The 1,573-nt window shown below is 64.0% G+C and carries 2 protein-coding genes; one reads left to right on the plus strand and one right to left on the minus strand.

The annotated features are described in order from the left end of the window. Positions 1–28: 28 nt before the first annotated feature. On the plus strand, positions 29–217 hold the full coding sequence (locus tag A2I95_RS36705; RefSeq protein WP_027256825.1) for a Trm112 family protein: 189 nt from the start codon (positions 29–31) through the stop codon (positions 215–217). 26 nt (positions 218–243) lie between these two features. Here A2I95_RS36705 and A2I95_RS36710 read toward each other — a convergent pair whose 3' ends face one another. Next, positions 244–1,470 carry an FAD-dependent monooxygenase gene (locus A2I95_RS36710; RefSeq protein WP_027256824.1) on the minus strand — a complete coding sequence of 409 codons (1,227 nt, stop codon included), beginning with the start codon at positions 1,468–1,470 and terminating at the stop codon, positions 244–246. Between the last annotated feature and the right edge of the window lie 103 nt (positions 1,471–1,573).

A 1,573-nucleotide genomic window follows, 5' to 3' on the forward strand; every position in this document is an offset into this window, starting at 1 on the left:
GCGGCGGCTCTCAGGAGGAAACCCTGCAATGACCGAAACACAGGCGCCTGCCTTTGACCGCCGGATGCTGGAAGCGCTGGTCTGCCCGCTGACTCAGGCGGTGCTGGAATACGATGCCCAGGCGCAAGAACTGATTTCGCGTGCTGCCAACCTGGCCTTTCCGATCCGCCATGGCATCCCGGTGATGCTGGTAGATGAGGCGCGCGCGCTGGACTGACGCTGCACTATGCCGGCGTCAACGCCTTAGATTGGCTGCCCTTTCAACAGCTTGGGCAAGTCGCCGGTCAGGCCTGCTGCCTCGCGCACGAAATTGCGGCGCAGGCCAGGGATCGCTCCAGCCAAACCCATGCCGATGTCCCGTCCCAGACGCAGCAGCGGGTTATCGTTGGAAAACAGCCGATTGAAAACATCCGTGGCTGCAGCCAGTGACGCTGTGTCGAACCGGCGCCATTGCTGGTAGCGCTCCATCACCAGGGATGAGCCGATATCCTCACCGCGCCGTGTGGCCTCGGTGATCACTTCCGCCAGCGCACCGACATCCCGCAGGCCTGCATTCAGCCCTTGACCTGCAATCGGGTGCATCCCATGCGCCGCATCACCCACCAGCGCCATGCGGTCGCCGATAAAGCTGTTGGCGATGGTCAGGTTCAGCGGATAGGTGAAGCGTTTGCCCGCCAGGGATATCTCTCCGAGAAAATCACCAAAGCGCGGCCGCAGCGCCTGAATGTATTCGGCGTCATTCAGCGCGTGGATGGCCTTGGCGGTCTCCTTCCGCTCGCTCCACACGATGGAAGACCGGTTGCCCGGCAGCGGCAGGATCGCCAGCGGCCCCGGCGGCATGAAAAACTGATGCGCGATGCCGTGATGTGGTTTCGCATGGTCGATGGCGCAGACCAGGGCTGTCTGTCCATAGTCCCAGCCAGTGCGTTTGATGCCTGCGCGCTGCGCGGTGCCGCTGCGGCGCCCGTCCGAGCCGACCAGAACCTGGCCGCGCAGCTCTCCGCCGTCATCCAGGGTGACAGTTACACCGGTCTGATCCGGTGCCTGGGCGACCACAGTGCGCCCGGACACCAAGGTGATGCCCGGCGCGTCCTCCATGGCCTGCAGGAAGGCCCGGCGCAGGAAACGGTCCTCAACCATATAGCCCATTGGGCCTTCTTCCAGCTCGGCGTGGTCGAAGTGGATAAAGAAGGGCGATGGTCCCTGGCCCGCATGGCCGTCGGTCACTTTGATCTCCAGCATGGGTTGCGCGTTGCCGCCGGCATGCTGCCAGACGCCGGTCTGCTGCAGCAGCCGTTGCGACGCCAGTGCCAGCGCATAGCCGCGTCCGTCAAAGCCCTCGTCAGCAAGCTTGTCCGGGGTAAGCGCGTCAACCACGGTGACGCTGTGGCCGGTCTGCGCCAGGGCCAGGGCCAGCGCGGGGCCGTTCAGCCCGCCGCCTACGATCAGGATATCAGACGCATTTTTCATGCCCCGCAATATGCGCCTGCTGACGGGATTGTCCATCCGGGAAGCGCGGGATTGTGCCTGTGTCTTACTGCCGCTACCGTTTGCATCAACTGCATTTGGGGAG

It is taken from the genome of Leisingera sp. F5, assembly GCF_001593695.1.

Bases quoted from the DNA above. Each gene is read 5' to 3' on its own strand.
- A2I95_RS36705 (WP_027256825.1), top strand. From the start codon at position 29: ATGACCGAAACACAGGCGCCTGCCTTTGACCGCCGGATGCTGGAAGCG.
- A2I95_RS36710 (WP_027256824.1), bottom strand. From the start codon at position 1,470: ATGAAAAATGCGTCTGATATCCTGATCGTAGGCGGCGGGCTGAACGGC.